At 65.4% G+C, this 23,235-nt stretch carries 21 protein-coding genes and 2 tRNA genes; 11 read left to right on the top strand and 12 right to left on the bottom strand.

Annotated features, from left to right (window positions below; genetic code table 11):
* The first annotated feature begins 31 nt into the window (after window positions 1–31).
* The 6 genes from gyrA (at window position 32) to BWQ92_RS10320 (ending at window position 4,996) form a co-directional block, all read left to right on the top strand.
* Window positions 32–2,767, top strand: a complete 2,736-nt coding sequence (gyrA, locus tag BWQ92_RS10340; RefSeq protein WP_140416402.1) for a DNA gyrase subunit A — start codon at window positions 32–34, stop codon at window positions 2,765–2,767.
* Window positions 2,764–3,435: a DUF3566 domain-containing protein gene (locus BWQ92_RS10335; RefSeq protein ID WP_076799430.1), complete on the top strand. Its 672-nt coding sequence runs from the start codon at window positions 2,764–2,766 to the stop codon at window positions 3,433–3,435. Before gyrA ends, BWQ92_RS10335 begins: the two co-directional genes overlap by 4 nt.
* Window positions 3,436–3,532: 97 nt before the next feature.
* Window positions 3,533–3,606 (top strand) — tRNA-Ile (locus tag BWQ92_RS10330).
* Between the two features lie 68 nt (window positions 3,607–3,674).
* Window positions 3,675–3,794, top strand: coding sequence for a DLW-39 family protein (locus BWQ92_RS23965; protein WP_216359080.1), 120 nt, complete (start codon window positions 3,675–3,677; stop codon window positions 3,792–3,794).
* Window positions 3,795–3,866: 72 nt separating this feature from the next.
* Window positions 3,867–3,942: transfer RNA gene (locus BWQ92_RS10325), tRNA-Ala, on the top strand.
* A 115-nt stretch (window positions 3,943–4,057) separates the two neighbouring features.
* Window positions 4,058–4,996: a DMT family transporter gene (locus tag BWQ92_RS10320; RefSeq protein WP_076799429.1), complete on the top strand. Its 939-nt coding sequence runs from the start codon at window positions 4,058–4,060 to the stop codon at window positions 4,994–4,996.
* A gap of 44 nt (window positions 4,997–5,040) precedes the next feature.
* On the opposite strand, the gene BWQ92_RS10315 is transcribed toward BWQ92_RS10320, so the two are convergent.
* Both BWQ92_RS10315 and BWQ92_RS10310 read right to left on the bottom strand, forming a co-directional pair.
* Window positions 5,041–5,910: a glycosyltransferase gene (locus BWQ92_RS10315; RefSeq protein ID WP_076799428.1), complete on the bottom strand. Its 870-nt coding sequence runs from the start codon at window positions 5,908–5,910 to the stop codon at window positions 5,041–5,043.
* 143 nt (window positions 5,911–6,053) lie between these two features.
* Entirely contained in the window at window positions 6,054–7,013 is a 960-nt protein-coding gene (locus BWQ92_RS10310) for a hypothetical protein (RefSeq protein WP_076799427.1), read from the bottom strand.
* Window positions 7,014–7,169: 156 nt separating this feature from the next.
* On the opposite strand from BWQ92_RS10310, the gene BWQ92_RS10305 reads away from it, so the two are divergent.
* The 3 genes from BWQ92_RS10305 to BWQ92_RS10295 all read left to right on the top strand — a co-directional run bounded on the left by BWQ92_RS10305 (window position 7,170) and on the right by BWQ92_RS10295 (window position 9,636).
* On the top strand, window positions 7,170–7,715 hold the full coding sequence (locus tag BWQ92_RS10305; RefSeq protein WP_076799426.1) for a peptidylprolyl isomerase: 546 nt from the start codon (window positions 7,170–7,172) through the stop codon (window positions 7,713–7,715).
* Between the two features lie 4 nt (window positions 7,716–7,719).
* Window positions 7,720–8,601 carry a rhomboid family intramembrane serine protease gene (locus tag BWQ92_RS10300; protein WP_076799425.1) on the top strand — a complete coding sequence of 294 codons (882 nt, stop codon included), beginning with the start codon at window positions 7,720–7,722 and terminating at the stop codon, window positions 8,599–8,601.
* A 567-nt stretch (window positions 8,602–9,168) separates the two neighbouring features.
* Window positions 9,169–9,636 (top strand): carboxymuconolactone decarboxylase family protein, encoded by a 468-nt coding sequence (locus BWQ92_RS10295; protein ID WP_076799424.1) that lies wholly within the window; start codon window positions 9,169–9,171, stop codon window positions 9,634–9,636.
* 205 nt (window positions 9,637–9,841) lie between these two features.
* On the opposite strand, the gene BWQ92_RS10290 is transcribed toward BWQ92_RS10295, so the two are convergent.
* Both BWQ92_RS10290 and BWQ92_RS10285 read right to left on the bottom strand, forming a co-directional pair.
* Entirely contained in the window at window positions 9,842–10,438 is a 597-nt protein-coding gene (locus tag BWQ92_RS10290; RefSeq protein ID WP_076799423.1) for a DNA-3-methyladenine glycosylase I, read from the bottom strand.
* Window positions 10,439–10,448: 10 nt separating this feature from the next.
* Entirely contained in the window at window positions 10,449–10,700 is a 252-nt protein-coding gene (locus BWQ92_RS10285) for a cell division protein CrgA (RefSeq protein ID WP_076799422.1), read from the bottom strand.
* Between the two features lie 172 nt (window positions 10,701–10,872).
* On the opposite strand from BWQ92_RS10285, the gene BWQ92_RS10280 reads away from it, so the two are divergent.
* Window positions 10,873–11,673 carry a class E sortase gene (locus BWQ92_RS10280; protein WP_076799421.1) on the top strand — a complete coding sequence of 267 codons (801 nt, stop codon included), beginning with the start codon at window positions 10,873–10,875 and terminating at the stop codon, window positions 11,671–11,673.
* A 169-nt stretch (window positions 11,674–11,842) separates the two neighbouring features.
* On the top strand, window positions 11,843–12,484 hold the full coding sequence (locus BWQ92_RS10275; RefSeq protein WP_076799420.1) for an aminodeoxychorismate/anthranilate synthase component II: 642 nt from the start codon (window positions 11,843–11,845) through the stop codon (window positions 12,482–12,484).
* A gap of 49 nt (window positions 12,485–12,533) precedes the next feature.
* Here BWQ92_RS10275 and map read toward each other — a convergent pair whose 3' ends face one another.
* Genes map through BWQ92_RS10235 form a run of 8 tightly spaced genes read right to left on the bottom strand, consistent with a single transcriptional unit; the run spans window position 12,534 to window position 23,095 of the window.
* Entirely contained in the window at window positions 12,534–13,304 is a 771-nt protein-coding gene (map, locus tag BWQ92_RS10270; RefSeq protein ID WP_076799419.1) for a type I methionyl aminopeptidase, read from the bottom strand.
* 31 nt (window positions 13,305–13,335) lie between these two features.
* Window positions 13,336–15,282: a Stk1 family PASTA domain-containing Ser/Thr kinase gene (gene pknB / locus BWQ92_RS10265; protein WP_076799418.1), complete on the bottom strand. Its 1,947-nt coding sequence runs from the start codon at window positions 15,280–15,282 to the stop codon at window positions 13,336–13,338.
* Window positions 15,283–15,285: 3 nt separating this feature from the next.
* Window positions 15,286–17,136, bottom strand: coding sequence for a protein kinase domain-containing protein (locus BWQ92_RS10260; RefSeq protein WP_076799417.1), 1,851 nt, complete (start codon window positions 17,134–17,136; stop codon window positions 15,286–15,288).
* Window positions 17,133–18,587: a peptidoglycan D,D-transpeptidase FtsI family protein gene (locus BWQ92_RS10255; RefSeq protein WP_076799416.1), complete on the bottom strand. Its 1,455-nt coding sequence runs from the start codon at window positions 18,585–18,587 to the stop codon at window positions 17,133–17,135. The genes BWQ92_RS10260 and BWQ92_RS10255 overlap by 4 nt, the downstream gene beginning before the upstream one ends.
* Entirely contained in the window at window positions 18,584–20,035 is a 1,452-nt protein-coding gene (locus BWQ92_RS10250; protein ID WP_076799415.1) for an FtsW/RodA/SpoVE family cell cycle protein, read from the bottom strand. The genes BWQ92_RS10255 and BWQ92_RS10250 overlap by 4 nt, the downstream gene beginning before the upstream one ends.
* Entirely contained in the window at window positions 20,032–21,873 is a 1,842-nt protein-coding gene (locus BWQ92_RS10245; protein ID WP_076799414.1) for a PP2C family protein-serine/threonine phosphatase, read from the bottom strand. Before BWQ92_RS10245 ends, BWQ92_RS10250 begins: the two co-directional genes overlap by 4 nt.
* 2 nt (window positions 21,874–21,875) lie before the next feature.
* Window positions 21,876–22,358 carry an FHA domain-containing protein FhaB/FipA gene (locus BWQ92_RS10240; protein WP_076799413.1) on the bottom strand — a complete coding sequence of 161 codons (483 nt, stop codon included), beginning with the start codon at window positions 22,356–22,358 and terminating at the stop codon, window positions 21,876–21,878.
* A complete protein-coding gene (locus BWQ92_RS10235) occupies window positions 22,355–23,095 on the bottom strand; it encodes an FhaA domain-containing protein (RefSeq protein WP_076799412.1) in 741 nt (246 codons plus the stop codon). The genes BWQ92_RS10240 and BWQ92_RS10235 overlap by 4 nt, the downstream gene beginning before the upstream one ends.
* Window positions 23,096–23,235: the final 140 nt, after the last annotated feature.

Below are 23,235 nucleotides of genomic sequence, written 5' to 3'. Positions count from 1 at the left end.
CGACATATACCTGAAACGGAATTTACAGACTATGAGTGACGAAACACCCGAGGTCCCGGCCGAGTCTCCGGACGCCACGGAGCCGGTACTGGAGGGCGATCTGCTGATCGACCGCGTCGAGCAGGTGGACCTCCAAACGGAGATGCAGCGCTCCTACCTCGACTACGCCATGGCCGTCATCGTCGGCCGTGCCCTCCCGGACGTCCGCGACGGACTCAAGCCCGTCCACCGCCGCGTATTGTACGCGATGTTCGACGGCGGCTACCGCCCGGACCGTGCTTTCAATAAGTGCGCCCGTGTGGTGGGAGAGGTCATGGGCCAGTACCACCCGCACGGTGACACGGCGATCTACGATGCGCTGGTGCGCCTGATCCAGGACTGGACCATGCGGTACCCGCTGGCGCTGGGCCAGGGCAACTTCGGCTCGCCCGGCAACGACGGCGCCGCCGCCCCGCGATACACGGAAACCAAGATGGCGCCGCTTGCCATGGAAATGGTCCGTGACATCGACGAGGAGACCGTCGACTTCCAGGACAACTACGACGGCAAGAACCAGGAACCCACCATTCTTCCGGCGCGGTTCCCCAACCTGCTGGTCAACGGGTCCTCCGGCATCGCCGTCGGCATGGCAACCAACATTCCGCCGCACAACCTCCGCGAGGTGGCCGACGGCGTCCAGTGGTATCTGGCCAACCCGGGTGCCAGCCGCGAGCAGCTCCTGGAAGAACTGCTGAAGCGCATCAAGGGACCGGATTTCCCCACCGGCGCCACCATCCTGGGCCACAAGGGCATCGAGGACGCTTACCGCACCGGCCGCGGTTCCATCACCATGCGCGCCGTGGTCAACGTCGAGGAACTGCAGGGCAGGACCTGCCTCGTCGTCACCGAGCTGCCTTACCAGGCGAATCCGGACAACCTGGCCATCAAGATCGCCGAACTGGTCAAGGACGGGAAGGTCCAGGGCATCGCCGACCTTCGCGATGAGACCTCCGGCCGTACCGGCCAGCGCCTGGTCATCGTCCTGAAGCGGGACGCCGTCGCCAAGGTGGTGCTGAACAACCTCTACAAGCACACCCAGCTGCAGGAGAACTTCGGCGCGAACATGCTGGCGATCGTGGACGGAGTGCCGCGTACTCTCAGTCTCGATGCCTTCATCCGGCACTGGGTCACGCACCAGTTGGATGTCATCGCCCGGCGCACCCGGTACCGCCTGCGCAAGGCCGAGGAAGAAGCGCATATCCTGCGTGCGCTCCTGAAGGCCCTGGACATGCTGGACGAGGTCATCGCCCTGATCCGCGCTTCCAGCACCACGGAGGCAGCACGTGACGGGCTGATGGAGCTGCTGGACATCGACGAGATCCAGGCCCGCGCCATCCTGGACATGCAGCTCCGCCGGCTCGCAGCCCTGGAACGCCAGAAGATCCAGGACCGCCACGCCGAGCTCGAGGCCATGATCGCTGAGTACAACGCGATCCTCGGCTCGGAGGAACGCCAGCGTTCGATCATCAGCGAGGAACTCGCCGAGATCGTGGCCAAGCACGGGGACGACCGCCGGACGCAGATCCTGATGGGCTACGACGGCGACATGTCCATGGAAGACCTCATTCCCGAAGAGGAAGTGGTGGTCACCATCACCCGCGGCGGCTACGTCAAGCGCACGCGGAGCGACAACTACCGCTCGCAGCAGCGCGGCGGCAAGGGCATCAAGGGTGCCCAGCTCCGCGGCGACGACGTCGTGGAACACTTCTTCGTCACCACCACGCACCACTGGCTGCTCTTCTTCACCAACTTCGGGCGCGTGTACCGGGCCAAGGCCTACGAACTCGCAGAGGGCGGCCGCGACACCAAGGGCCAGCATGTGGCGAACCTCCTGGCCTTCCAGCCGGATGAGCACATCGCCCAGGTTCTGGACCTGACCGACTACCAGCAGGCGCCGTACCTCGTGCTGGCCACCAAGCGCGGCCTGGTCAAGAAGACCCGGCTGGAGGACTACGACACCAACCGGTCCGCCGGCGTCATTGCCATCAACCTCCGGGACGAGGACGAACTGGTTTCCGCGCAGCTGGTCTCCGAGACGGATGACCTGATGCTGGTGTCCCGCAAGGGCCAGTCGATCCGCTTCACCGCCACCGATGACGCGCTCCGCCCCATGGGCCGGGCCACATCCGGCGTGACGGGCATGAAGTTCCGTGAAGACGACGAACTGCTCGCCATGAACGTGGTGGCCGAGGGATCCTACGTTTTTGTGGTGACCGAAGGCGGCTACGCCAAGCGCACCGCCGTCGAGGAATACCGGCTCCAGGGCCGCGGCGGCCTGGGCATCAAGGTTGCCAAGCTCGCCGAGGAACGCGGCGACCTCGTGGGTGCCCTCGTGGTCCAGGAAGAAGACGAGGTCCTCGTGGTCATGGGCGGCGGCAAGGTGGTCCGTTCGTCCGTGGCGGGCGTCCCTGCCAAGGGCCGCGACACGATGGGCGTCATCTTTGCGAAGCCCGACAAGAACGACCGCATCATCGAGGTGGCCCGCAACACCGAGCGGGGCCTCGAAGCGGAAGTTGAGGCCAGCGCGGAGCGGGAGTCCGAAGCCGACCACTCCGGTGAACCCACTGCGTCAGAAATCTTGGCTATCGCCGCTGATGACGTAACGTTGGCTGAAGATGCCGGACCAGACGAGGAAGCCGCAGAGGCGGGTTCAGAACTGGCCGATGAAGCAGAAGGAACGTCCGGCGATGCTGGGGCGAACGAAGACAACACCGGAGGTAACGAGTGAGCAATTCCGACTCATATCCCAAGCCGAACAGTAATGCTCCCGGCGGGATGCGTCAGCCGGCAGCCGCTCCCCGGGTGAATGCCCCGGTGCGCCCCCAGCAGAGCCCGACCGCGCCGTCGGGCCTTCCGGGGCAGCGTCCCGCACCCTCAGGACAGCGCCCGCAGGGTGCGCCGGCAGGCCAGCGTCCCCAGGGCCAGCGGCCGGCGGCACCTGCCCAGCGTCCTGCAGCCCCCGGACAGCGCCCGCAGGGCGCCCAGACTGCACCGGGTGCACCGGGACTGGTTAAGCCGGCCCCCAAGGCCAAGGTGCGCCGCGCCCGGCTCCTGGTCAGCAAGGTTGACCCCTGGTCCGTCCTGAAAATGGCGTTCCTGCTCTCGGTCGCGCTGGGCATCGTCACGGTGGTGGCTGCCATCGTGCTGTGGACGGTTCTGGACCTGACGGGCATCTTTGACCAGGTGGACAGCCTGCTCGGAACCCTCGCCGGTTCCGAGGGCGGCGGCTTCGAACTGAAGAAGGTCGCGTCGCTCGGACAGGTCGCATCGTTCGCCACCATTATCGCCGTCGTGAATGTGGTACTTCTCACAGCACTGTCCATGCTGTCGGCGGTGCTGTACAACATCTCGGCAACCCTTGTTGGCGGCATCGGCGTGACCCTGACGGACGATTAAACCCTGTAATTCCGCGGAAAAACCCCGCTGGAGTGCCTCGATTTGAGATCGGGCCGGGATGTGCTGTAGAGTCATGTCTCGGCCCGATGAGGCATCGGGGCGTATAGCTCAGGCGGTTAGAGCGCTTCGCTGATAACGAAGAGGTCCCAGGTTCAAGTCCTGGTACGCCCACGGAACCTGCACAGGTTCAAGTCGAAGTCAGGCAAGGTTCCCAGGAATCATGCCGGAACGGGGTGCATGTGAAGAAGTTGCTGGTCATTGCAGCGGCGGTCGCAGGCGCTCTCTTCTACAAGAAAAAGGTGCAGGAATCCGAAGCCCGGAAAACAGTCTGGAGCGAATCAACCGACAAGGTTGAATAGCCCGGATCCCCGGTGCGGAGACTGGCCAGACAGCCTCTGCGACTAGGGTATGATGGACGGGTTGCTTCTTATGGGGGCATGGCGCAATTGGTAGCGCACCTGCTTTGCAAGCAGGGGGTTCGGGGTTCGAGTCCCCGTGCCTCCACCATGAGGAAGGTCCCGGTCGGAAACGGCCGGGGCCTTTTGCTTTAACGGGTACCTGGTTCCTTAACGGGGACGTGGCTCCGACAGGCTGAACCAGCGGGGCCACTACTGTGGAACGCGTGAACCTTTTCATTGCCGCCCTGGGAGTCCTGGGCGTGGCTTCGTCGGGACCGCTCATCGCCGCTACGCTGGGCGCCACCACCGTCACTGCCCTCGCGATCGCCTTCTGGCGCAATGCCATCGCGGCGGCCGTAATGGCCACCCCCACCCTGGTCCGGGAACCGCGCCAGTTCAGCCGCATCGGCCGCCATGAATTCCGCTGGTCGCTCGTTGCGGCCGTGGCCTTGGCGCTGCATTTCGCCTGCTTCATCACTTCCCTGCAGCTGACCTCCGTTGCTGCTGCTACGGCTCTCGTCTGCCTGCAGTCAGCCTGGATTGCCGTCATTCAGCTCTTCCGCGGCGTACGGCACCGCTGGCAGGTCCTGGTGGGCCTGGGCATCTCCTTCGGCGGCGTGGTGGCCATTACCGGCTTCGACATGGGCACCTCCCCGGACGCGCTGCTGGGCGACCTCCTGGCCATGGCCGGCGGACTCCTCGCAGGCATCTACACGCTGGCCGGAGGCCGGGCCCGCCAAAGCATGACCACGGGGACCTACACGGCCCTCTGCTACGGCATGTGCGCTGCCCTGGTGGCCGTGCTGGCGGTCTCCACCAACCAGCCGCTGTCCGGCTTCGACGCAGGCGGCTGGCTGGGGATTCTGGCCATCACCGTGTGCGCCCAGCTCGTGGGGCATACAGCGTTCAACCATCTCCTGGCCACCATGAGCCCGCTGCTGGTGTCCATGATCATCCTGCTCGAGATACCTGGTGCCGCGTTGCTGGCTGCAGTGTTCCTGAACGAGGCGCTGCCGGCCGGCACATACGCCGGGCTGGCGCTCATCCTGGTGGGTCTCGCCGTCGTGGTGGCCGGACAGCGCAACGGTAAAGGCGGGAACGGCAGGGCCGGGCGGGGCAAGCCGCCGGAGGAACGCCCGCTGGCGGAGCTGGGGGCAGACTGACGGCGCCGGGCTACTGTCCGCCGCGGCGGACCGGCGGCGCCGGGCTACTGTCCGCCGCGGCGGACCGGCTGGCTGGTGTTGACGGTGTGGATCGCGCGCAGGAGCTTTGCGGGAAAGTAGACCGAGAAGAACACCACCATCGGCGCCTTGAGGGCCATCTTCTTCACATTGTGGGCCTTGTAGGTGCGGTCGAAGCGGGTCACGTAATACCGATAGTCACGGGGTGAGTCCTCGAGCCGCCGGGCAGACATCCCGGAGACCATCTGCGGCCAGTACTGGACTTTGAGGTCGTGGTCGGCCAGATGCAGGGACAGGTCGATGTCCTCGTGCATCTCGTCCTTTTCGTCCCGGCAGGTTTCGTCCCGGATGGTCTCCCACGCCGACCGCCGCAGGGCCATGTTGGACCCGAACAGGAAGTGGTACTGGTGCTTGGCCAGCTTCAGCATCAGCTGGCGCATCTTGTCATCCGCCTTGAGCCCAAAGCGCCGCATCGGCATATCGTAGTAGACCACGGGCCCCGTGGCGGCCGAAGTGGAGAGGTCCTCGAAGGCCTTCTGCACTTGCTCCACCCAGTCCGGCTCAACCACCGAGTCGGCATCGATCCGGCCGAGGATGTCACCGGTGGCGCTGTCCAGGCCGAAGTTGCGGGTGGGGATCAGTCCCTGCTCCTGGTCCTGCCGGAGCAGAATGATGGGGCTTTCCGGATATTCCTGCTGCATCTGCATGACGATCGATGCCGTACGGTCCTTGGACATGTTGTCCACCACGATGATCTCGTGCGCCGGAACTGACTGGTACACCGCCGCGATGAGGCACTGACGGATGACACTTTCCTCGTTGTAGGCCGGGATAACAATCGATACGCGCGGCTCAGTGTCAGTCAAGGCATCCTCTGCGGATCTATCGGGTGACATCACCTCAAACTTAGCACCGATGCTTTCGATCCCGGCGGCACTCGACTGTCACTTAGGGAGGCGGGCAGACACTCCCGCAGAGACAGCAAGAGGGGCCCCGCGGCAGCGGAACCCCTCCTGCTACAGCCCTTTCGGGCCGCTGGCTAAGCCTTCTTGTCGGCTTCGTTCACCGCGGGCTTGGCGTCGGCGGCAGCTTCACCGGCGTCGGAATCGGCAACGTGCTTCGCCTTGTCAGCGGAAGTGTCGGCTTCCTCCTCGGCAGCCAGGGCAAAGGCTGCATCCAGCGGGGTATCAGCCGGTGCGGAGGCAGAACCGCCGGCCGGGGTGGCCGGAACCGGCGCCGGCGTCTCCGCGGCCGATCCAACGCCGGTGCCGGAGGCAGCCAGAGTGGTCGTTTCCGGAGTCGACGGCGCGGGCGTTACGGGAGCGGGCGTCTTCCAGGGATCCTCGACCGGCTTTGATGCCTTCCATGCCGCGATGCCGGCGGCCACTGCGGCGGTGATCACACCGAGGATAAGAAGTCCGCGCTTCTTCGGCTTCTGCGGCTCCACCACGAGCGCCTTGCCCGTCACTGCACGGCTTGCCTCGTTGGCGGCTGACTTGAGGTGCCCGCCGGCAACATGTGCCTGTTCCTGGATGGCGTGGATGATTCCAACATCACCGAGTTTCTGGGCCACGGCATCCACACGGGCGGGAGTGCTCTCGAGTGTCCGGTGGACAACTTCGGAAGCGCTGCCGATCTGGTCGGAGAGCCGGGGGAGGTATTCAACAACTACGCGGTCCCGGGCGTTCGCAATAACCGGCGTGGCCCTGTCCAGTGCTTCGTGCAGCCGGGGCGGTGCTCCCTCCACGGCGTCGTGGATCTTCGGGGCAAGGTGCGCCAGACCGTCCTGGATCCGCGGCGTGACCGTGGCGACTCCATCGGCAAGGTTGTGGGCCGCCACCTTCAGCCCCTCCTGGATTTTGGGGGAAGCGGTGTCAAGACCATGCTGCAGGCGCGGAACTGCCCAATCCACAGCTGCTTCCACGCGGTCTTTTGCGTTCTCCACTGCGGAACTGACCGACAACTCCAGTTCGCGGGCAATACGATCCGATTTCTTCACAACTACCTCCCGATTAATGTGACGGTTCTGTTGTTAGCCTACGTGCACGAATAGCTGGGCTGCTATCGTTCCGGCGGATTCACGATGGATTTCACCGAGCGCGGAACTGACTTTAGGGCTCCGGTCCGCGTTGACCCGCCGTGAAAGAATGGCCGTATGACTGCCACAGCAACTGCAAAAGCGACCATCCACACCAGCCTCGGCGACATCGTTGTGAACCTCTTCGGCAACCACGCGCCCAAGACTGTTAAGAACTTCATCGGGTTGGCCACTGGCGAGCAGGCCTGGACCCACCCGGAGACCGGCGAGGACAAGACGGGCACTCCGCTCTACAACGGCACCATCTTCCACCGCATCATCAAGGACTTCATGATCCAGGCCGGCGACCCGCTGGGCCGCGGCACCGGCGGACCGGGGTACCGCTTCGACGACGAGATCCATCCCGAACTGAGCTTCAGCGCCCCCTACAAGCTGGCCATGGCCAACGCCGGCATCCAGATGGGCAAGGGCACCAACGGTTCACAGTTCTTCATCACCACCACCCCCACCGACTGGCTGCAGGGCAAGCACAGCATCTTCGGTGAAGTTGCGGATGAGGAATCCAAGAAGGTTGTGGACGCCATTGAAGGTGTCCGCACCGGCATGGGCGACCGCCCGGTTGAAGATGTGACCATCAACAGCATCGACATCGAGCAGCTCTAGCAACATGAGCTACGGAACTCCGGCGGCGGAGCCGTCCGCGCAGGTCCCGGTGTGCCCCCGGCACCCGGACCGGCCCTCGTATGTCAGCTGCCAGCGTTGCGGGCGGCCGGCATGCCCCGAGTGCCAGCGTGCGGCCGCCGTCGGATTCCAGTGCGTTGACTGCGTCAACGAATCAAAGCGTACGACGCCGACAGCACGGACCGTCTATGGCGGTGCCGTTGCGTCCGGCAAACCTGCAGTGACATTCGCGATCATCGCCGCCTGCGCACTGCTGTTTGTTCTCCAGTGGATCATTCCCGGTGATGCGGTGTACCGGAATCTCGCCTACGCGTCTGTGTTCGCCACGCCTGAGTACGGGGTGTTCCAGCCGTGGCGCATGGTGACGTCGGCTTTTCTGCACTCCCAGGGGTTCCTGCTCCACATCGTGCTTAACATGTATACCCTCTGGATTTTCGGGCAAGCGCTCGAGCCGCTGCTGGGGCGGATCCGATTCCTTGCTGTGTACCTGCTGTCCGCCATCGGCGGCTCAGTGGGATACCTGCTCCTGACACCGATTCTGCCTGAGGGCGGTCCTGTGGGCGTGGTAGGTGCTTCCGGCGCGATCTTCGGGCTCTTCGGCGCCATGCTCGTGGTGCAGCGCCACCGTGGCGGTGAGACGAAGCAGCTCTGGGTCCTCATCGCGATCAACGGCGTCATCGGCTTCATGGTGCCGCAGATCGCCTGGCAGGCCCATCTGGGCGGCTTCATCACCGGAGCCCTGTGTGCTGCCGCCATCGCCTACGTTCCCCGCAGCCCGCGGCGCAATGTCCTCCAGGCCGGAGGCCTGGCGCTCGTTCTGGCACTGCTGGTCGTGGCTTCCTGGTACCGGGTGCTCGTGGCGTCCTAGAAGCTCCTGCCTGCCCTCTCCCCCCGAAATGCCCCTGCTTTCCGAAGCGGGGGCATTTTTGTGCTTGGAGGCGGCGGAACGTCCAGTAGGTTTTCCACAGGGGTTTTCCACACTGTTAATAACTTACACAGCTGTAAGTCACCGGCAGGGGCGCTGGAAACCGCGGTCTGGCACGGTTTCTGGCCGATATGCACGCCTTAGTCCACACCTGTGGATAACTTTGCCGCCTCTGAGTGTGGGCAAGTGGACAACTTCGCCCTCATTCCACAGCTGCTGGGTGTTCTGGGCATAAACGGCGATACGGAGGCTCTCATAGCCGCTTTGCCGGCGCCCTTTCAACAGGGTTATGCACACTGTTAATAACTCACAGAGGTTTGGTCCCGGCCTTCGACCACCCCACAACGCCTAGATGCAGGCATTCGAGCCGGTAATCCCCACAAGTTTTCCCCACCTGTGGATAACTTGTGGGTAGTTGCCTGTTGCTAAGTGGATAACCCACGGCCGCGCACATGGTCCCCGTGTAATCTCGGACTGACAGCCACGAGGGCATCAGCAAGGAGCAACGACGTGAGTACCCACAGCCACATCTTCCTGGACAAGCACCACCCGGCAGCCTGGCGGGCGCTGAACGGGCTGGGGCTAAAGGCCAAGGAAGCGATGCTTGAGGCCGGCCTGGACTCCAGGCTCATGGAACTGCTCAACGTCCGCGTATCCCAGATCAACGGCTGCGCCTATTGCCTTGACATGCACGTTGCAGACGCCGTCAAGGATGGCGAAACCACGCAGCGGCTGGCCGTCCTGCCGGCCTGGCGGGACACAGAGGTTTTTACGGACCAGGAACGTGCCGCCCTGACCCTGGCGGAGAGCATCACCGTTCTTCCGGACGCCCGCACACGCGACCTGGAGGAGGCCTACGCGCGGGAACACCTCAGCGACGAGCAGTACTCTGCAGTGAGCTGGCTGGCTATCGCCATGAACGCGTTCAACCGCGTTTCCATCACCAGCCAGCACCCCGTGAGGCCGAAAAAAGGCTGACAACAGGGGTTTTCCACAGCCGTTTCCACAACTGTTAATAACTTGGAAAATGCAAGTTTCGGCCGTCCGGCGGCGCCAACCCGGCGCATGGCGCCTTTCCTCCGGATCGGATCGCCGCAGTTATCAACACTGTGGATATCTTTACCAACATCTGTGGACCGGCCTCTTTGGGCTGGCAGGCAGAGGGCAGCCGCGTGGCATGCGGTCAGGTCCAGACGCCCGAGGTTCCCCGGCGGTGGCTGTCCACGAGGTGGGTATCCACCATGCCGATGGCTTCCATCAGCGCGAACATGGTGGTGGGCCCCACGAAGGCGAAGCCCTTCTTCCGCAGCGCCTTGGACAGGGCGATGGACTCAGGGGACGTCGTGGGTATGTCGGCGTAGGTGACGGGAGCAGGGGTCGACGCCGGCTGGAAGTTCCAGACAAAGTCAACGAGGCCGCCTTCGTCCCGCAGTGCAATGGTGGCCCGGGCGTTGGTGATGGCGGCACGGATCTTGAGGCGGTTGCGGACGATGCCGGGATCCTGAAGGAGGCGCTCGACGTCGGCCTCGCTAAAGGCGGCGACTGTTTCGGGATGGAAGTTGCCGAAGGCTGTACGGAAGGCCGGGCGCTTGCGCAGGATCGTGACCCACGACAGGCCGGCCTGGAAGGCCTCGAGGCTGATGCGTTCATACAGGCCCTGCTCGTCCCGGACGGGCAGGCCCCACTCAGTGTCGTAATACTCGCGCAGAAGGGGGTCCGTGGATGCCCACACCGGACGGGCCAGGCCATCCTCACCGATGATGATGCCTTCTGCGGTCATGCGCGTTGGCTCAGGAGCGCCAGCGCGTGGTCATCAGGAACCCGATGATCGCAATGCCGAACCCGGCCAGGATGTTCCAGGACTCCCAAGCCTGCACGGGCAGCTGGCCCTCGCTGATGTAGAAGGTGATGATCCACAGCAGACCAATGATCATCAGGCCAAACATGACGGGCTTGAACCAGACGGGATTTGGCTTGTAGGCCTGGGTGGAAACGGGCTCGGCCGGACGGGAAGTCTTCTTGCGTGGCTTTGACTCGGGCACATGTCCTCCTTGGCGGCTGAATCAAGAGGATGGACCGCGGCTTGATATCCTGCTGGAAGGGGATTGCCGGCGGTCTGCACACTCTTGGTCAGGTCTGAAGTCTTACTAGCAGCCAATTCTAGCTGTAGTTCAGTCCGCGCTGGTGCCCCGCAACCGCCTTGGAGGAGATCGCGTGGTAGTGCAGGAGAAGGTGACGGCCACCGCCAAGCCGTCCGCCGGCGTCGTAATCCTGCGGAAAGCCGTCCAGATCTTCGGCGAGCTTCTGATCACTGCCGGCGTAGTTCTGCTTTTGTTTGTCGCCTGGCAGCTCTGGTGGACCAATGTTGAGTCCGATGCCAAGCAGAGCGCCGCCGTTAAAGACTTCGCGCGCGAACTGGGCGGACCGGTGGGCCCGGCGCCCACGGCGGCTGCGACGGGCGGCGCGCCGGCTGCCGGACCGAAGGACTATGGAGCGCCTGTTGTGGGTGAGGCTCCCGGGCACGGCGGCACCCTCGGGATCATTTACGTCCCCCGGTTCGGGGAGAACTACACGCGGCCCATTGTTGAAGGCACCAGCGGCGACGTCCTGGACACCCTGGGCCTCGGCCATTACGGCAACACCGCCATGCCGGGCGCCGTGGGTAATTTCGCGGTGGCGGGCCACCGGCAGACGCATGGCGCAGTGCTGGACAATATCCACACGCTGGTGCCCGGGGACAAGATCTATGTCCAGACGCGGGACGGTTACTACGTCTACGTCTTCCGCAACAACCGGATTGTCCTGCCGAGCGACGCCGATGTTCTCCTGCCCGTGCCCAATCAGCCCGGAGTGCGCCCCACGGAAAGACTTCTCACCATGACCAGCTGCAATCCCCGCTTCGGCTCGGAGGAACGGATCATCGCCTATTCGGTGCTGGACCACTGGCAGCCGGCCTCGGCAGGCCCGCCCGCCGAGATTGCAGCCCAGGTGGCGCGCGCACGGGGGGAAGGCTAGGTATGTACGGCTGGATTTTCCGTCATCTCCCCGGCCCGCTCTGGCTCCGTGTCCTCACCTCGCTGGTGCTGGTTGCCGGCGCCCTGTTCCTGATGGTCGAGTTCCTTTTCCCCTGGATGTCCCAGTTCACCCAATTCACTGACTCAACGATTGGTGCGTCAAGAAACCCATGAGCACAGCAAAGATCCTCGTCGTGGACAACTACGACAGCTTCGTCTACACCCTGGTGGGCTACCTCCAGGAGCTCGGCGCCGAGACAACAGTGGTCCGTAACGACGATGTGACCCTCGCGGAAGCGATCGAAATGGCGGAAACCCGCGACGGCATCCTGATCTCGCCCGGTCCGGGCTCGCCATCGGAAGCTGGAGTCTGCATCGAGCTGATCCGTTGGTGCGGAGAGCAGACGAAGCCGATGTTCGGCGTCTGCCTGGGGCACCAGGCCCTGGCCGAGGCGTACGGCGGAACAGTGACGCACGCCCCGGAGCTCATGCACGGCAAGACCTCGCTGGTCCAGCACGACGGCGCCAGCGTTTTTGCCGGCCTGCCCTCCCCCGTGACGGCCACGCGCTACCACTCCCTGGCCGCCGTCCGCGAAACGATCCCGGAGATCCTCGAGGTGACAGCGGAAACCGCCAGCGGCGTGGTCATGGGGCTGCAGCACCGCTCCGCGCCGCTGTGCGGCGTCCAGTTCCACCCCGAATCCGTGCTCACCGAGGGCGGCTACCAGATGCTGGGCAACTGGCTCGAGTCACTGGGCATGAAGGGTGCGGCCGAGCGCGCAGCCAAGCTGAGCCCTCTCATCCAGCACTAGGCCTGCCTGCTCGCACGGGTGCCTGCTGGGTGCGTTTTCACGGCTGAACCTACGCTGGCAGCGTGAGGATCTCGGCCCCGTCGTCAGTGATGGCGATCGTGTGCTCGCTGTGTGCCGTCCGGCAGCCGGTGGCGCTTCGGAGCGTCCACCCGTCGGCGTCGGTGATGAGTTCGGCGGTATCGGCCATGACCCACGGCTCGAGTGCCAGCAACAGCCCTGGGCGCAGTTTGTACCCGCGGCCCGGCCGTCCGGTGTTTGGCACGTGCGGGTCCTGGTGCATGGTGGATCCGATGCCGTGACCGCCGAACTGGGTGTTGATCGGGTACCCCGCCTCACTGAGGACGGAGCCGATGGCGTGGGAAATGTCGCCGATGCGGCCCCCGGGACCGGCGGCCGCTATTCCTGCCCTTAAAGCGCGTTCGGTCGCGTCGATCATCGCGACGCTCTCCGGAGCCGCAGAGTCGCCCACGATAAAGCTGATGGCCGAGTCCGCAGCTACTCCGCGCTTGGAGACTGCGAGGTCGAGTGTCAGCAGGTCGCCGTCGGCAAGCCTGTAGTCGTGCGGCAGTCCGTGGAGCACGGCGTCGTTGACGGCCGTGCAGATGTAGTGTCCGAACGGTCCGCGTCCGAAGGATGGCTCGTAGTCGACGTAGCAGGACTGGGCGCCGGCCTCGCGGATCATGGCCGCGGTCCACCGGTCGATATCCAGGAGGTTCGTGCCCACGGTGGTGCGGTGCTTCAGCGACTGCAGGATGCCAGCAACCAGGGCGCCTGTCTCTTTTGCCCGGGCCAGCTCGGCGGGGGTCAGGATCTCGATCATGTGGCGCCTCTCTTCCGCACCCGTCCGGAACCTACTTGCCCCTGCTGGGGCTCGGTGTCGGTGTCGGCGTGGGCGTCGGCGTGGGCTCCGGAGCCGGCGCCTTGGCCACTGTCACGGTAATCGCCTTGCCCTGTTCGACGAGCGAGTTGAGCGGGTCACTCTGGCCCGTTACCTTGCCGGGCTGCACCTGGGAGTTCTCCACCTCCTGGATCACGGCAACCAGGCCGAGTTCCTTGAGCGCAGCCTCGGCCTCTGCACGGGTCATGCCCCGCAGCTCCGGCATGGCCACCTTGCCGGTGGAAACCACGATCTCGACGGTGCTCCCCACCGCCACCTGCTGGCCGGGTGCAGGCTTGGTGGTGATCACCAGGCCCGCCGGAACAGTGGCGCTGTTGGCCATGGTGGTTGACGGTGCGCCCACCAGTCCCGCCTGGCGCAGGATGTCACGGGCTGCCGCCTCCGTCCGACCCGGCAGCGTCTCGGGGATCTTGACGGCGCTCGGCCCCGCCGAGATGTTCAGGACCACTTCCGAGTTCGGTTCCAGCGACGATCCAGCCGGCGGGGCGGTCCCAATGGCGGTGCCCTTGGCGATCGAGTCGTGCTGCACCCGTTTGATCTGGGGCCGCAGCTTCGCATCGTAAAGAGTCTGCAGCGCTTCCGATTCGGAGAGCTCTTCCACTGCGGGAATCGCGACGCGCGCGGGTGCGGCGGGAGGCTGGTTGAGGAAGTTGTAGAACCACAGGCCGCCGCCGGCCAGCACGAGGAGCGTGAAGATCACAAACGTCGTGATCCAGGCACGACGGCGGGACTTCTGTAGCCCTGACCGCTCCCGTTCCCGGGGAAGCCCCAGCGGAAGCTCATCGTGCTCGGCGGTCTCGTACACGGCTGCTGCCTCAGCCGGCAGCACGGCATCATCACCACCACCGGAGTCCCGGGTGCGGCGCAGACGGCCGGCGGGAGCGTCGTCGAGGAAGCTGGCTCCGGTCACCGAAAAGGCCTCTGTCGGCGGTGTGCGGTGCGGCTCAGGGATGTCATTGGGATCCGTAGGCGCTTCGCTGGGTGCCAGAGCCGGAACGGCAATCCCGTTCTTCGCGGCCCGCAGCGCGCGGCGGAAGGCGGCAGCGTCCTGGAAACGGTCGGCACGGTTCTTCTGCAATGCCTTTTCCAGCACGCTGTCCAGCGCGTGCGAGATGTCCGGATTGAAAGTGCTGGGAGGTTCTGGCTTCTCGCGGACGTGCTGGTACGCCACGGATACGGGGCTTTCACCCACGAAGGGCGGGCGGCCGGTCAGCGTTTCGTACAGCAGGCAGCCTGCCGAGTACAGGTCGCTGCGGGCATCCACGGCTTCGCCGCGCGCCTGCTCAGGTGACAGGTACTGCGCGGTGCCCACCACGGCCTGGGTCTGGGTCATCGTCGCGGCGGAATCGGCAACCGCACGGGCAATGCCGAAGTCCATGACCTTGACCATGTCCGAGTTCTCGCAGTACATCACGTTCGCCGGCTTGATGTCCCGGTGCACGATCCCTGCCTTGTGGCTGTACTCCAGGGCAGACAGGACACCCAGCGTGTACTCCACGGCCTGGTCGATGGTGATGTCACCGGCCCTGAGCAGGTCGCGGAGGGTCTTGCCCGCCACGAACTCCATGACTATGTAGGGAACGCGGACCTGGTCATGCGCGTCGCCCTGCACGATGTGTTCGCCGGTGTCGTAGATGGCCACGATCGAAGGATGGTTCAGGGCTGCCACGGCCTGGGCCTCGCGCTTGAACCTGGCCTGGAACTGGGGGTCCCGCGCCAGGTCCGGGCGGAGCAGCTTGATGGCGACCGTCCGGCCCAGCCGGGTGTCCACGCCACGATGCACATCGGCCATGCCCCCGCGGCCGATGAGGTCCCCGAGTTCATAGCGTCCGTTCAGGACGCGCTGACTGGTCACCGGGATGTTGTCTTCCCGGTGTGACGGAGTTCGCGGCGTGGTCACGGCCTATCCCTGCCCCAGTGGGGTGCTGGGAGTGACAGTGGGCGTCGGGGAAGATGTGGTCGTGGGTGTAGCTTCGGGAGCCTTGGCGAGGAAATACGTGACCACAGATCCGGCATTAACTTCGCTGCCGCTACCCGGCTCCGTACGGACGAGCGTGCCGGGCTCCTCCCCTGAACCGTCCACGTCAGGACCCTTTTGCCAGCGCAGCCCGGCATCCTCAATGGCAGCGCGCACTTCGGCCTCGGTGTCACCGCTGTTGAGGTCTGGCACTTGAACCTTTTCCGGGCCCTTGGAGTACGTGACCTTGATGGTTTCTCCTAGCGGGACCGGACCCGTCGGGTTGATTCCGGTCACGGTGCCGGGGGCGGCAGCGTTGAATACCTGCTCCCCGTCCACCCGGAAGCCCTGTGTGTTCAGCTCATCCCGGACGTCAGTAAAGGGCCGGCCCAGGTACGCTTCGGCGATGATGTTGAACGAGTCCGGCGTGCTTTGTGTCGGAGTCGGGGTCGGGGTCGGGGTCGTCTGCGTCGGTGTGGGCGTGGCACTCGTGGTCACGCTGCGGCTCGGCGTGGCCGAGGTGGTGGCAGCCGGGTTCTGGCCCGGGAACAGGAATCCTGCCTGGCTCAGCAGGATGCCGGCGACGGCGAACAGCACCAGCAGGATCAGGGCGATCAGCGGCCAGGTCCAGGGGCTGCGCTTCCGCCGCTCCGGCTCGTCCGCGGGTTCTTCGTCGTACTGCTCCGGTTCCTGGTCCCAGGTGCGCTCGGCGGCCAAGGCGTCGGCCCGCGACAGCGTGCTTCCCGCCCGGGTGGGGGCCCCATGAGAGTCTCCGGTGGCGGCAGCCGCTGCCCCGCCGGCTGCCGCACCAGCGGCAGCGGCACCCAGAACGGGCAGCGCGGAGGTGGCCGCCGTCGGGTTTTTCTCTGAACCGATCACCCCGGTGGGTGCGGTGACAGTATCTACCGGAGCCGTCATGGCACCGGTGCCCCCCTCGAAGAGGAGCATTCCAGGCACGGCGGCGTGGGCCGCGGCGATGTCGCCGTTGCGGATGGCCTCTGCAGCTTCCGCCAGCTTGATGGCGTTGGCCGGGCGGTTCTTCGGATCCTTGGCCAGCATGGACATCAGGAGGGCACGCACAGGCCTGGGCAGCGACTCGGGCAGGGGCGGCGGCGCGTCGTTGACCTGGGCCAGGGCGATGGCGATCTGGGATTCGCCGGAGAACGGGCGGTGCCCGGTGAGGCACTCGTATCCGATCACACCCAGCGAGTAGATGTCGGAGGCGCCGGTGGCGGTCTGGCCGGTGGCCTGTTCGGGGGCGAGGTACTGCGCGGTGCCCATGACCTGGCCGGTCTGGGTCAGCGGCACCTGGTCCGCCAAGCGCGCGATACCGAAGTCAGTGACCTTGACCCGGCCCTCCGGGGTGATCAGCAGGTTTCCGGGCTTGACGTCCCGGTGAACCAGGCCCTGGGCGTGGGCCACGGACAGGGCCCGAGCCGTCTGCGCCATGATGGACAGGGTGCGGTCCGGGGACAGGACCTGCTCGTGCTCGATGATGCTGCTCAGCGGCTGGCCCGGAACGAGCTCCATCACCAGGTAGGCGGAGCCTTCCTCCTCGCCGTAGTCGAAGACGTTGGCGATGCCCACGTGGTTCAGAAGGGCGGTGTGGCGGGCTTCGGCGCGGAACCGCTGGAGGAAGCCGGGGTCACCCGTGTACTCCTCTTTGAGTACCTTGATGGCCACGATCCGGCCCAGGATAAGGTCCTTGGCCTTCCAGACTTCACCCATGCCGCCGATCGCAATACGCGTGGTCAACTGGAATCTGCCGCCGAGGGTGATTCCCGATGTAGGCCTCACTTATTCAACACCGCCTCAAAAATCTTCTTTGCGTTCGGACTGGTTAGCTGTGCTCCGGTGGTGATGTCCACGCCCTGCATGACGACGGTGACGGACACTTGCGGATCGTTGGCCGGGGCGAACCCTGTGAACCACGAGTTGTTCAGGCCGTTCCCCAGCTCCGCGGTTCCGGTCTTGCCGGCGACCTGGACACCGGGAATGCCCGCCCCCGAGCCGATGCCCTCGCTGACCACGCTGGTCATCCATTCGGTGATCTGTCCGGCGATCTCCGGCGTGGTCGAGGTCCGCAAAGCCACCGGCTTCGGTTCGTCGATCGCCCTGAGGTCCGGGGAACGTACTGCCTTGACGAGGTTTGGAGCCATCTGCACGCCGCCGTTGGCAATGGCCGAGGTCATTAGTGCGATCTGGAGCGGCGTGGCACGGACGTCGCGCTGGCCGATGGCTGACTGCGCCAGTCCGGCCGCGTCGAGGTCCGTCGGGAAGATGCTCTTGGCGTAGTCCAGCTTGAGCTGGTCGCCGAGCTCCTGGCCGAAGCCGAATTTGCTGGCCTGCTGGGCGATCGCGTTTTCCCCGAGGTCCCGGGCAATGCTGGCGAACGGGGTGTTGCAGGACTGCTGCAGCGCAAACGCGAAGCTGGCCGTGCTCCGGGTATAGCAGTTGCCGCCGGCGTAGTTGGGCAGCTGGTACTGGATGCCCGGGAAGCTCATCTGGGCCGGGTTGGGCAGCACGCTGTCCGCGTTGTACTTGCCGGAGCTCAGGGCTGCTGCCGTATCCACCAGCTTGAAGACCGAGCCCGGTGCCAGCAGGGCGCCCGTGGGGCCGCTGACCGAGGGGTTCAGGTTGATGCCCGGGATCTTGATGGCCTCGTTGTAGGCGGCCTGCTCCTTGGCGATGTCCTGGGTGGCGATGAGGTTGGGATCGTAGGACGGCTTGCTGACCATGGCCAGGATGTTGCCGGTCTTGGGATCCGTCACCACGATCGAGCCCCGCTGGCCGTCCGGAATGAGGTCGTACGCCAGTTTTTGGATTTCCGGGTCAATGGTGAGCTCGACGGATGCGCCCTTGGGCTGGTTGCCGAGGAAGAGCTGCCCGATCCGGTCAAAGAACAGCTGGTCCGAACTGCCGGCAAGCTGGGCATCCATGGCGCCCTCGAGGCCGGTGACGCCGTAGCTCCGGGAGAAGTATCCGGTCAGGCCGGCATACAGCTCGGGCTGGTTGTAACGGCGCTGGAACTTGCAGGATTCATTGCCAGGCACGGATTCGGCGATGGCGGATCCGCCCACGAGGATCGCGCCGCGGTCGTTGCAGTAGTTCTGCAGGATGGCGCGCCGGTTCCACGGGTTGGCCTTCAGCTCGTCCGCGCCGACCACCTGGACATAGCTGATCGCACCGAAAATCAGGGCGAACATCGCGACCGCGGCGATCCATGAATGTCGAATGGCCTGGTTCACAGGTGTTTCACCGCCTCGGTGGGAGCGTCTGGGAGGGTCTGGGTGGCGTTGCGGTCCTGCCGGTTTCCGACGGCGGGCAGCGGCGCCGGCTTTTGCGCCTCCGGGGTCCGGCCCGGCTGCATCGGTGTGGTGTCCACCGGGCCGCGTGCCGTGTGCGAGATCATCAGCAGCAGTCCCACGATGATCCAGTTGGCCAGCAGCGATGAACCACCTGCGGCCAGGAATGGTGTGGTGAGGCCGGTCAGCGGGATCAGCCGCGTGACGCCGCCGATCACCACGAAACACTGCAGCGCAACCGCGAAGGACAGGCCGCAGGCAAGGAGCTTGCCGAAGGCGTCGCGGGTGCCGAGTGCCGCGCGGAAGCCGCGGGTGAAGAGCAGCAGGTACATCATCACGATGGCGAAGAGGCCGATGAGGCCCAGTTCCTCGCCGAAGGAAGCGATGATCATGTCACTGTTGGCGAAGGGCACCAGGTTGGGCCGCCCCTGTCCGAGACCGGTGCCGACAAGCCCGCCGCTGGCCATCCCGAAGAGGCCTTCCACGATCTGGCCGCTGCCGCCGGGGGAACGTCCGAAGACTTCCTCCGTGAAGGCATTGAGCCAGCTGTCGATGCGCAGGCCAACGTGCGAGAAGACCCGGGAGGCCACGAAGCCGCCGCCGAGGATCAGGGTGAGGCCGATGACCACCCAGCTGATCCGGCTGGTGGCCACATAGATCATCACGATGAACAGGCCGAAGAACAGCACGGAGGATCCGAGGTCGCGCTGGAAGATGAGCACGCCGATGCTCACGAGCCAGGCGGTGATCATGGGCCCCATGTCCTTGAACCGCGGGAACTGCATGGGGCCGATCTTGCGGCCGGCCAGCATGATGAGGTCCCGGTTCGAGGAAAGATACCCGGCAAAGAATATGGCGAGCGTGATCTTGGCGACCTCGCCCGGCTGGAACGTCATCGGGCCGAGCCGGATCCACACCCGGGCGCCCAGGATCTCACCGGCCGAGATGCCGGGCACCAGCGGCAGGATGAGGAGCAGGGCGCTGACGGCCAAGGAGATGTAGGTGAAACGTCGCAGGACACGGTGGTCCTTGAGGAACCAGATCACCGCAATGGCGACCGCCATGGCGATCAGCGTCCACCGCAGCTGGTTGTTACCGTCGTCCCCGGGGGCATCGAGGCGGTGGATCATGGCCAGGCCAAGCCCGTTGAGGGCGACCACCAGCGGAAGTATCACCGGATCGGCATATTTGGCGCGGAGCCGGAGGACCACATGGAACACCAGGGACGCCACGGCGAGCAGGCTGGACTGGAACCAGAAGTCAGTGTCCAGCGCGGTCTGTTCGTCGATGCTGATCAGTGCGTTGGCGCCGATACTGACGGACAGGGCAAGCACGAGCAACAGCAGTTCCACGTTGCGCCGTGGTTTGGGCATGGTGTCGGCGCGGCTCATTGGCCCCCCTCACAGGTTGCGGTTGGGGTGGGTACCGCCGCCGCTCCGGCTGTTGCGGTCGGCGATGCCGTCGGTTTGGCGGTTGAGGTCGCCTTTGGGGTCGCCGAGGCTGTCGGTTTCGGGGTGGCGGTGGCAGTGGCCGTTGCGGTCCCCTTGGCGGTGGTCGTGGCCTTTGCGGTGGCGGAAGCCGTTGCCGTCGGGGACGGGGTCAGGCACTCATCCGAAGGAGCGGTGCTTCCCGTGCGCTCGAGGTTCTTGACGATCCGCTGCGCGTCGTAGAGATCCCGGGCCGGGACCGTCTGGCGGACCCGCTGCTGCGAGAACTGTGGCAGCGACTCCATCCGGATGTCCGTGACCGCTTCCAAAGTGGAGAGCTGGATAGGCCCGAGGCGCTGCGAGACGCCATTGAAGATGGCCACCCGCTGGTCGAATTCACCGATGTAGTAGCGCGTCTGGGTCCAGGCATAGCCGAGCCACAGCCCGACGGCGAGAACCAGCAGTGCGGCACCGGCGATTCCCAGGGTGAGCCAGCGGCGCGGCCGCCTGGCCGGCGCGAATTCCTCTGCCTCTTCCCGGGCCTGGTCCGACTTGTGCGTGAGGACGGTGGCCGCGCGGCGTGCGACAGTCCGGCCGGCAATGCTGGGGATTGAGCCGGTTTCGGCGGCTGCGACGGCTGCGCCGACAAGGATGTGCGGGCGGGAGGCAAGCTCCTCGCGCAACACCTCGGCGGACAGGTGCTCGCCCAGATGCGGATCGGTGCTGGTTGTCGGTTCGCTCGAAGGCTTGCCGTCGCCCTCACCCGCTCCCTGGGTTCCGGATGCACCTTCGGGCTTGGACGTGGCATCGGGCGCGGAGCCGGTCTTGGGTTCCGCTGGTTCCGAGCCAGCCGGGCTCGAAACGGCTGGCCCGGAAGCCGGCGGCACAGCTGCCGGCCCGGCAGCGGGCACAGCGGGACCGGCGTCGGGGGCAGCGGGACCGGCCTCGGGGGCCGCGGCCTTTGTCCCGGTGATCGCTTCCGGTTGTCCCGCATCAGGGATGATGTCGACGGCGGCAGTGCTGACGTCGTCGGGCGTTTCCTCCGCGATTTCCACCATGACAACGGTGACGTTGTCCGGCGCGCCTGCCTCGAGGGTGAGGTCGACGAGCGTCTCGACGCATTCGCGCAGATCCGGTGTTTCCCGGACAGTGCGCTCCACGACATGGCCGGCGACGTAGTTCAAACCGTCCGAGCAGAGCAGCCAGCGCTCCCCGGGCTGCACATCGATCGTTGCAAGGTCCAGTTCGGGGCTCGCATCGACGTCACCGAGGACGCGCATCAGGACGTTCTTGTGCGGGTGGGTTTCCGCTTCTTCGGGGCGCAGCCGGCCCTCGTCGATGAGGCGCTGGACGAACGTGTGGTCGACGCTGATCTGTTCGAACTCGCCGTCGCGGAGTCGGTACGCACGGGAGTCGCCGATGTGGGCGAAATGCAGCTTGCCCTCGGCCAGCAGCAGGGCAGTCACGGTGGTGCCCATGCCCGCCAGCTTGGGATTGATGTGGACAAGTTCCGAGAGCAGCGAGTTGGCGGTCTGGATCTCGTCAGCCAGCACTGTGCCGGCGTCGTCATCGTAGTCGTCGGTGTCCAGGTGGATCATGTCCAGGACAGTGGCGGCGGAAGCAACATCACCGCCCGCGTGGCCGCCCATGCCGTCCGCGACGACGGCCAGGTGCCGGCCGACATAAGCGGAGTCGTCGTTCTTTGCGCGGATACGGCCGATGTCAGAGCGCGCCGCGTAGCGCAGGATGAGGGGCCGAGGTGAGGCTGGAACCTCGCCCACGGGCATGTCCGGAGCGGCCATGGCTACGGCCTCAATTCAATGACCGTCTTGCCGATTCTCACGGGTACACCAAGGTCCACGGGGAGGGCCCGGGTGAGCTGCTGGTCGGCCAGGTAGGTGCCGTTGGTGGAGCCGAGGTCCTCGATGAACCAGCGGCTTCCCTGTGGAAAGAGCCGGGCATGCCTGCCCGAGGCGTAGTCATCCTCGAGCACCAGCGTTGCCTCCTGCGCGCGCCCCAGCAGGATGGGACTGGCAGACAGGGGGACGGTGCGGCCCTTCAGCGGGCCTTCCGTGACCACAAGCTGGCGGGCCTGTTGCCTGGCCGGAGCCGGTGCCGGTTCGGCCAGTTCCGGGTTCTTCCGCACCTGCCGTGCCGTGGGCGCGCCGGTGGCGGCCTTGCGGCCGATCATAAGGTCACGCCGCATGGCGGAGACGATGCTGAAGATGAGGACCCAGAGAAGAAGCAGGAACCCGAAGCGCAGGGCGGTGATGGTCAGTTCGCTCATGGGCGGCCACCAGTGTTGGCGGGCAGGAGGCGGAAGATGATTTTGGTCCGTCCCATCGTGATGGTGGAGCCGTCGGCGAGCTCCATGCTGCCGGCCACTTTCTGTCCGTTGACGTAGCTGCCGTTGGTGGAGCCCAGGTCGACGGCGGTGGTGGTGCCTCCGTGGGTCTGGATTTCGAGGTGCCGGCGGGAGACCCCGGTGTCGTCCACCAGGATGTCAGCCTCTGATGAACGGCCCAGGACGACGGAGGGGGCATTGAGTGAATACCGCTGGCCGTCGATGTCCAGAACAGGCTGCAGCCGCACCGGCTGGCGGCTGGGCGCTGCCGGCACGTTGGCCCGCGGGGCGGCCGGTGCCGCGCCGGAGGACTTTTCGGTCTTTGAGGTGATCTCAAAGTCGCCGGCCCGGTGGGATTCGTCCCGGCGGAACGAAATGCGGACCGGGCCCTGGAGGATGTACCCCTGGCTGCGGACATGGTTGATGACGACGTCGCAGAGTTCCTCGGCCAGCGGCGTTCCCCATTCCTGGGCGCGCTGGAAATCTTCGTCACTCAGCAGGACATCGAAGACGTTGGGTACCAGGGTACGTCCGGCAGCGATGGTGATGGCCTTGTGGTCCACTTCGCGGCGGAGGCGGCTCGCGATTTCCACGGGCTCAACCTGGGCTTTGGAGCCGGTGGAGAAGACGCCGCGGACCGCCTTTTCAATGCCGCGTTCGACCTTGTCCAGCAGACCCATGGTCCTCTCCTTTCCTTGCTGCTGAGGGACAGCACGTCCCGTGGAACTCGTTCTGGCAACGCAGTCACAACAAAATACCGTGCACAACAAAGGCCGTGCACAACTAAAACCGTGCCCGCCGGAAGCGGGCCCTTATACAT

The sequence above is a fragment of the Arthrobacter sp. QXT-31 genome, assembly GCF_001969265.1.
In the GTDB taxonomy this organism is placed as follows: Bacteria; Actinomycetota; Actinomycetes; order Actinomycetales; family Micrococcaceae; genus Arthrobacter.
The sequence above is the reverse complement of the archived record's forward strand: the minus strand, read 5'-3'. Positions and strand labels throughout refer to the sequence as shown.